The organism is Enterobacter cloacae complex sp. 2021EL-01169 (genome assembly GCF_020733125.1).
GTDB lineage: Bacteria > Pseudomonadota > Gammaproteobacteria > Enterobacterales > Enterobacteriaceae > Enterobacter > Enterobacter roggenkampii.
In genome coordinates, this window is the sequence record NZ_JAJFTC010000004.1 from 262,880 (window position 1) to 270,730 (window position 7,851).

A 7,851-nucleotide genomic window follows, 5' to 3' on the forward strand; every position below is an offset into this window, starting at 1 on the left:
TGGGAAGGGTTCCAGCGAAGGGGCAAAATCAGTAACCCCATGAAACTAGTGGCAACCTGAGGTCAGGCCTTATGGCATAAGGCCTGATTGTGGGGCGGGCAGAATAGTCCTAAAGCGAATATTTAGATGTGACAGTGTCACATTTAAAGGGCGCTTACGCCGATTACAGGTCATTACCTTCATAGAGGGGCACGAACCCGTCGAACCCGCGACGAGACGGTGATTATTGAGACGGTGGCGACAACCGCAAGCATCACCCCCAGCGTCAGCATGGCGTTAAAGCCAATCCATCGGAACAGCAGCAGCCCCGCGATGCCGCCCGTAATGAACGAAAACAGGGTGGTTAAGTGGGTTTTTAGCTGACTTTTTTGCGCCGCCGTATCTTTGGAGTAATCCCTGCGCAGCATCGCCACCATGACGGAGGCCAGGGAAATCCCCGCGTCCGTCAGCGTGCCGGTAATGTGCGTCGATCTTACCCGTCCGCCGGAAAGCTGCGTGGAGGTGGAATTATGAATGCCCATCAGAAAGCAGAGAAAAAGAATAATCTCGCGATTGCTGGTGAGCGCATGGAAATACATTTCGTAGAAGGAAACGCCGGTCAGTAATATCCCCTCGACAAAAAGGATCTGGCAAAAAACCAGCCTGACGTTATGGATAATTCCCCATATCACGATCGTGCGCGCAATAATGGCGCCAGCCACAAAAGAGAGAATTATCGAGCCGAAGAAAATCATATCGCTCAGATCGGTAGAAGAAACTTCGCTGGATAACTGTGAGGTGTTGCCGGTCATGTGTGAGGGGAAAAAGCCAAATGCCCCGAGGGCGATGGCGTTCAGCAAACCTGCCGAGGTCGCCAGCCAGAGAGCAAGCCGGCGATCCTCCTTATGCGTTCGTTCTTTCTTGAGTTTAATCAGCAAGAATACCTCCGGGTTGAGCTTTGCCTGACTATTCAGGCTAGCAAAGCGGTGCAACGGGCTGTCCAGGATATGGCTTAATTATTATTCCCTCTGACGACAATCAGGGTTTCGTAATTAAATAAAACAGCCTCGTTGCGGTATTCATTCAGGCATTAAGTTTTATATCATGCCGTTATTGCCGTGACGCAAAAATGCCGGACGCTGGTTAAGTCGCTCGAACCAGGCCTCAATGGCGGGCACGTCTGGCTTATCAAACGGCGTCATTTTCCAGCGATTCACCGACAGCCCAAGCACCACGTCCGCGAGGGTAAACGTCTCGCCCGCCGCAAAGGCCCCGGTGCGCTGCAGCTGGTTTTCCAGAATGGTGATGCAGTGGTTCCACTCTTTGATTCCCGCCGCAATGCGCTCAGGGTCGTTAAAGTCCGGGTTTTTACGCCCCAGCGCCGGGAAGACATAGCGCCAGGCGTTGTTAAATTCAGTGGCCTGCCAGTCCATCCAGCGCTCAACGTTGGCGCAGGCCTGCGGTTCTGCGGGCAGCAGATCGTGACGTTCGGCCTTGCGCGCCAGATAACGGCAGATGGAATTGGACTCCCACAGCACGAAATCACCGTCTATCAGCACCGGCACCATGGCGTTGGGGTTCAGGGCGCGAAAGGCATCCGTTTCCGTCGAGGCGAAACCGCTGCCGTAATCTTCCTGCTGATAAGTGATGCCCGCTTCTTCGCAGGTCCAGAGCACTTTACGAACGTTGATGGAGGTGGTTTTGCCGAGGATGCTGATCATTGCGCAGGTGTCCTTTAGAGGATGTTATTGTTTAAAAACAATACACGATCGGTGAAGAAAAGCGTCAAAAAATCATCCGGCGCGTTATTTGTGAAGACGCGAAAGCAGAAACGTTAGCGCTGCCGCAAAGAGGAGCACTATGCCACTCAATGCAAACGTGCTCTGCCAGCTATAACGATCGAAGGCTATACCGCCCGCCGTTGAGCCGAGCGCAATGGCGAGCTGGATCACCGCGACCATCAGTCCACCGCCTGCTTCAGCATCCTTCGGCAGCGTTCGAGCAATCCACGTCCACCACCCCGTCGGCGCTGATGTTGCCAGCATCCCCCATAGGCCTGACAGCAGGGCCACAATCCACACGTTATGCCCGGCGAGAATCAACGCGACTGCGATGACCGCCATCAGTAGAGGGATCGCGATCAGCGTTATGTAAAACGCGGCATTAAGCACCAGGGCAACGAAAAGGGTGCCCACAAAACCTGCAACGCCTATGGTGAGCAAAATTAGCGACAGCCCGGCTCCGCTCACCCGGGTGACGGTTTCAAGGAACGGGCGCAGATAGGTAAACAGCGCAAACTGCCCCATAAAGAACAGGCCGCAGGCCAGCAGACCAACGGAAACGGCAGGCTGGCGGAATAACCGAAAAACACTTGCTCGTGATGTACCGTTTTTACGCGCGTTCATGTCAGGCAGGCTTAAACACTGCCAGATGAACGCGACTATCGCCACGGGCACCAGACAAAGAAATGCGCCGCGCCAGCCAATAGTGGCCCCAAGATAGCTGCCAAGCGGGGCGGCCACCACCGTTGCCAGCGCGTTACCGCCGTTGAAAATGGCCAGCGCGCGCGCAACCTTATGCGGCGGAACAAGGCGAATGGCCGTTGCGGCAGACATGGACCAGAACCCGCCTATAGCGATACCGATCAGCGCGCGGCCCGTCATGTAAACCAGATAGTTTGGGGCGAAAGCGATAATCATCCCCGAGAGCGCCATCAGGAGCGTCATGCCCAGAAGAAGGTGTTTGCGGTTTATATTCCCGGCAAGCCGGGAAAGGAAGAGGCTGGTCAGCACCGCCAGCGCGCCGGAAATCGCGATCCCCTGGCCAGCGAGACCCTCCGTAACGCCCAAATCTCTGGCAAGGGGAGTAAGCAGGCTGACGGGCATAAATTCCGAGGCAATCAAGACAAATACGCACAGGGTCATGGCAAAAACGCCACTCCAGTGTGCATGCTCTGTGTTCTGTGATGTGGTGCGGCTCAGTGTAGACATAGTCAGATTTCACAAAGAGCCACCCGTATAGGGCGGGTGGCGTAGAGGTTTATTTCAGGTTGGTTTTGAAAAACTGCTCAAACTGGCCGAACGGGATCTTCCCGGCAACGTTGTCGTAGAGATCGACATGGTTTGCGCCCGGAACAATCACCAGTTCCTTCTGCTTGCTGCCGACCGCTTTAAACGCATCTTCCGCAAAGTAGCGGGAGTGTGCCTTTTCACCGGTTACGATAAGCGTTGGGATAGTAATTTCCCTGCCGTAGCTCAGCAGCGGCATATTCATAAATGATAATGGCGTGGTCGCGGTCCACGCGCCGGTGGAGTTGACGGAGCGCGCATGGAAGCCGCGCGGCATACGGTAGTAGTCAAAGAATTCTTTGAGTACCGGATTCGGGTTGTCAGGTAACGCCTCCGGCAGAATACGTTCAGCTGCCGTCACCTTGCCGTTCTCATCGACATAAATGTCATGGCCGCCGTGCGCGAAGGTACCGTTCTCAGCATCTTTCCAGCGCTGTGCGTTCAGATATTGCAGAACGGCACGGCGGTCAGACGTTGAATAGCGATCTTTCCCGTCGCCCACGCCGTGGCCCATCGCCCGGCTCATGTCATACATCACGCTGGTGGCGACCGCCTTCACGCGGGTGTCCATGGATGCTGCGTTGAGCGCCATACCGCCCCAGCCGCAGATGCCGAGAATACCAATGCGGTTACGATCAACCTCTTTCTGCAACCCGAGGAAGTCCACCGCCGCGCTAAAGTCTTCGGTGTTGATATCCGGAGACGCTACGTTGCGCGGCTGGCCACCGCTTTCGCCCGTATAGGACGGATCGAACGCCAGGGTTACAAACCCATTTTCTGCCAGGGTTTGCGCATACAGGCCGCTAGACTGCTCTTTGACCGCGCCAAATGGCCCGCTGACCGCAATCGCCGCCAGCTTGCGGTCGCCGCGGTTTTTGGGAAGATACAGATCGCCTACCAAAGTGATCCCGTATCGGTTCTGGAAGGACACCTTACGGTGATCGACTTTGTCACTTTCGGCAAAGGTTTTATCCCATGTGCTCACCATCGAAACAGGCGCGTTTGGGTTGGTGGTTTCTGCATAACTCATTGTTGTCACTCCACTTAATGATGCACATAGCAGCATCGCAACGGACAGTTTTTGGGTAAATGTTTTCATAGAAATGAACCCTGGGTTGTTGTGTTGCGGTCATTATAGTTAGCAGAAATAGTGCTGATTAGAGGGCGAAAGCTGCTAGGATTCATATCATATTGTTATAAATGGGTGGGGATGATGGCGAAACGGGAAAACTATAATGAGCTGTACCTGTTCATGCAGGTGGTACGGGAGGGGAGCTTCACGGCGGCCGCGCTTCGGCTTGGGCTGGCGCAATCCGGGATCAGCCGCTCGGTTCGCGAGCTGGAAGAGCGATTGGGCGTTCAACTTCTGGTCCGCACCACGCGCAACCTCTCGCTCACCCATGCCGGGGAACAGCTTTATCAGACCGCCGAGTCTGCATTCGATACGCTCGATACGGGTCTGGCGACCCTGGCACACTATCGTCAGACGCCGTCCGGCACGGTGCGTATTAATGCCAGCCAGCACGCTATCGATAAATGTCTGCTGCCAAAGCTCGCCATTTTTAAACAGCGTTACCCGGACATCAGGCTGGAACTGATCAATGAAAGCCGCTTCGTCGACATTATCGCCGAGCGGTTCGATGCGGGTGTCAGACTGGGGCCGGAAGTGGGGCAGGGAATGATTGCTGTGCGTATCACGCCTGATATGGAAATGGCCGCGGTGGCTGCCCCGGAACACTTCAGACGCTACGGTTTTCCGCAGACGCCAGCCGATTTAGTGGCTCATCCCTGCATTGCTTACCAGTTTGCCGACGGTAGTGACTATCAGTGGGAACTGGTGCAGGACGGGAAAAAAATCACCCATCGGCCAGAGGGGCAATGGGCGCTGTCTGACAGCTACATGGAAGCCGAGGCCGCCCGGCTGGGGCTTGGGCTGGCCTATGTCCCGGTGGAGCTGGTGGCTGACGATCTGGAGCGCGGAACGCTTATCCGGGTGTTGCAGCGCTATAGCCTGCGCATGGACGGGTTGTACCTCTATTATCCGCACCGCAACGTGTCGCCTGCCCTGAGGGCTGTGATCGATACGCTGAAAATTTAGGGCGCATAACATCACGAGAGCGGACATTCAAACTGCCCGCCGGTGAGCTATGACTAAAAATAAATCAGGACCGCTGTGGTGAGGCAAATTTTGCAGCAATCATTTCAGATGTGGGCTGTATTCCCCCAAGACTCCACTGTTCCGGTTCATGCTCGTCAATACGGATCCATACTGAACGCCGGAATTCAGGATCGCCGTTTCCCTCAATTTCAACAATAAGGTCAGTCATACGACGTAGCAGTTCTTTTTTTTGCTCCGAATTCATCATTCCTTTAATGGTTTGCACATTTACGAAGGGCATTGTATTCTCCTTAAATAACTGAGTCTTTAAATCATACTCAGGTTACGAGGCAAACGAAGAGATGTCAAAAAATAAATCATTACCGTACTTATTACCTGAGCTTTGTGGGTTAGCGGCGGCCGCTGAGCTTCTTGGCGATCAATGGGTTTTGTTGATTCTGAGAGAGGCGTTTTATGGGGTAACACGCTTTGAAACGATACGGGATCATACAAAAATCACCCGGCAGACGCTGGCGAACCGGTTAAAAAAAATGACTGAACTCGGCCTGCTTTGCAAAATCCCTTATCAGGAAGAAGGGGCGCGTGAACGGTATGAGTATGTTCTTACCGCCAAAAGCCGCAGCCTTGCGCCGATTCTTTTCTCTTTGATGGAGTGGGGTCATAAAAACATACTGCACGACGCACCACATATTGCCTTAACAGACAAAGAAAGTGGAGAAGTGGTGAATAGCGCCTATGTTACCGTCGACGGTAAGTTCGTTGATCCTAAAAACGTTCGGTTAACGTTTCACGACAGCCAATACTCCGCCGCCATGCCCAAGGCGCCTGACCATACTGACGCTTAAAGCTGCGGTTGAAGGACTGCCGGGAGTCAAAGCCCAGCGAGAGCGGTGATTGATACCCTTAAAATTTAGGGCAGCGTTGTCATTCTGGAAGGCGCCTCGCAAACCGCAAAGTAACCTTATGAAATTCAGCGTTATGTCTTTTCCTCTACGGGGCGCGGTCGTAAAGTGCCTGCGTTGCGGCACATCCGCAATCGGGCGTAGGAACCCGTCAACCATATAGTGACATTACGTATGTCGCAGCAGTGCCGATCTCGTTACAATAACGGTGGCGCTGACGGAGCAGCCGTAAGGCTGGCCGTTTTCTATATGGGCGGTATTCCTACCTCTGTCAGCGCTACCCCCCGAGCGTAGGAACTCAAAGGGTGGTTAAATAAACTCCATATAGAAGGAAGCCTTGTATGGCGACTATCCCAACATTGACTTATCTCCCGTCTGACGAAAACGTCATTCTGCAACGTATCTCCCGACCGCTTCCGGCCGATGCCGATCTCTTTGACGTCGCCGACAACTGCGCCGCGCTGGTGAGCGTGCTGGTCGAAACCGATGATGTCGCGAGCCGTACTGCGCTGTGCGAGCGTCTCCTTGAGGCTCTGCGCAGGCTGCGCGCACTCTGCGATGCCGATCTTCCGCCATACCTGATTGAACAGTTGATCATGGGTGAGAAAACCAACTCCTGCGTGCCCGACTGCTGGCAGGACACCTTAACGCAGGTGGACTATGTTCTGGCGCTGACGCAAGCCGTTATGGGGGGAACGCTGCCCGCTCACGTAGTGAAGGAGCTGACAGGCCTGCTGCACGATATGGTGTGGCTGCTGGCTGAGTTTGTGAAGGAGCCGCGCATTACTGCGCATTAAGGGGCTGGCGTGGAGGGGCGGCAGCGCCCCTTTGAAAGTGTGATTAACGCGATCGGTTCCCGGTATCCAGAAGCGACGTGCCGTAGGAGTTGTCGATAGTACAAAGCCAGCGACCGTCGCTTTCCTGCCGAAAAACATAGGTCGCGCGGCGCGACATTTCCGTTATTCCACCCTGACCATCAGGAAAACGCAGAACGGTTTCCATGATAACGAGGGCATTGTCACCGCCTTCGATCACCTGCATCTCTCCTTGTTCCGCAATCAATTGGTCCTGGAAATAATCCGAGATGGCAACAAACGCGCTGCGGATGTTGTCTTTGCCTTTAACAACCATTCCGGGCTTGACCACCAGAGCTGCATCTTCGGCGTAGTGTTTCATCAGCGCGTCATAGTTTTTGGTGGTGATGGCGCGATCGCAGGATTCGATTATCTGGCGTAGCGGGTGTGGGGTCATGCGTATTTTCTCAGAGAGGGGGAAAGCGTATTAACTTAACAGTCTGGCGTGTTTGTATAGCTACCAGGTTTTGTGGTTGGAAGGTTTAGCATAGAAGCGGATAGTTTTAAGGTTACGCCTGCTATGGGTGGTGAGCTCAACGGGGCGATTTCTAAACTGATATCGAGTCATTAAAACCTTCATCTGTCAGGTTTTGTGTCAGCAGTCCCTACAGCAGGATAATAACTTCCTTGGGTAACTAAAGATTTTTTGCACAAAGTCGATAACTCCCCGGAAGACAGTCATTTGACGAAACAGTATTTATCAGGGGAAAAAGAAGTTGAGATTTCTTACATTGTTTATCCTCCTTATTGCTATTACTCTACATGCCGAAGAACATGATTATGGCCCACCTGTCTCTGTATGCGGCTTTGTTGAATAAATCGAACTTTTGCTGAGTTGAAGGATCAGATCACGCATCTTCCCGACAACGCAGACCGTTCCGTGGCAAAGCAAAAGTTCAAAATCACCAACTGGCCCACCTACAATAAAG

The 7,851-nt window shown here is 53.6% G+C and carries 10 protein-coding genes; 4 read left to right on the forward strand and 6 right to left on the reverse strand.

The genetic code is table 11. From position 1 onward, the window contains the following. Nucleotides 1-179 precede the first annotated feature (179 nt). The 4 genes from LLF79_RS14310 to LLF79_RS14325 form a co-directional block, all read right to left on the reverse strand. Nucleotides 180-917, reverse strand: coding sequence for a YoaK family protein (locus LLF79_RS14310; RefSeq protein WP_070532734.1), 738 nt, complete (start codon nt 915-917; stop codon nt 180-182). A gap of 159 nt (nt 918-1,076) precedes the next feature. Further along, entirely contained in the window at nt 1,077-1,700 is a 624-nt protein-coding gene (locus tag LLF79_RS14315) for a glutathione S-transferase family protein (RefSeq protein WP_044596707.1), read from the reverse strand. 84 nt (nt 1,701-1,784) lie between these two features. Further along, nucleotides 1,785-2,969 carry an MFS transporter gene (locus LLF79_RS14320; protein WP_227879718.1) on the reverse strand — a complete coding sequence of 395 codons (1,185 nt, stop codon included), beginning with the start codon at nt 2,967-2,969 and terminating at the stop codon, nt 1,785-1,787. 49 nt (nt 2,970-3,018) lie between these two features. After that, nucleotides 3,019-4,146, reverse strand: coding sequence for an alpha/beta hydrolase (locus LLF79_RS14325; protein WP_059360334.1), 1,128 nt, complete (start codon nt 4,144-4,146; stop codon nt 3,019-3,021). Between the two features lie 114 nt (nt 4,147-4,260). Between LLF79_RS14325 and LLF79_RS14330 the strand changes: the two genes are divergently transcribed. After that, nucleotides 4,261-5,145, forward strand: coding sequence for a LysR family transcriptional regulator (locus LLF79_RS14330; RefSeq protein ID WP_227879728.1), 885 nt, complete (start codon nt 4,261-4,263; stop codon nt 5,143-5,145). A 64-nt stretch (nt 5,146-5,209) separates the two neighbouring features. On the opposite strand, the gene LLF79_RS14335 is transcribed toward LLF79_RS14330, so the two are convergent. Then, on the reverse strand, nt 5,210-5,446 hold the full coding sequence (locus LLF79_RS14335) for a tautomerase family protein (protein ID WP_021241201.1): 237 nt from the start codon (nt 5,444-5,446) through the stop codon (nt 5,210-5,212). A 61-nt stretch (nt 5,447-5,507) separates the two neighbouring features. Here LLF79_RS14335 and LLF79_RS14340 point away from each other — a divergent pair, with 61 nt between their 5' ends. Both LLF79_RS14340 and LLF79_RS14345 read left to right on the forward strand, forming a co-directional pair. Beyond that, nucleotides 5,508-6,011 carry a helix-turn-helix domain-containing protein gene (locus LLF79_RS14340; protein ID WP_227879720.1) on the forward strand — a complete coding sequence of 168 codons (504 nt, stop codon included), beginning with the start codon at nt 5,508-5,510 and terminating at the stop codon, nt 6,009-6,011. Nucleotides 6,012-6,409: 398 nt separating this feature from the next. After that, nucleotides 6,410-6,865, forward strand: a complete 456-nt coding sequence (locus LLF79_RS14345) for a hypothetical protein (protein WP_032651675.1) — start codon at nt 6,410-6,412, stop codon at nt 6,863-6,865. 43 nt (nt 6,866-6,908) lie between these two features. Here LLF79_RS14345 and LLF79_RS14350 read toward each other — a convergent pair whose 3' ends face one another. Further along, nucleotides 6,909-7,319 carry an SgcJ/EcaC family oxidoreductase gene (locus tag LLF79_RS14350; RefSeq protein ID WP_021241204.1) on the reverse strand — a complete coding sequence of 137 codons (411 nt, stop codon included), beginning with the start codon at nt 7,317-7,319 and terminating at the stop codon, nt 6,909-6,911. A gap of 438 nt (nt 7,320-7,757) precedes the next feature. On the opposite strand from LLF79_RS14350, the gene LLF79_RS14355 reads away from it, so the two are divergent. Further along, the coding region (locus LLF79_RS14355) for a hypothetical protein (protein ID WP_223174913.1) at nt 7,758-7,851 on the forward strand (94 nt) is incomplete at its 3' end.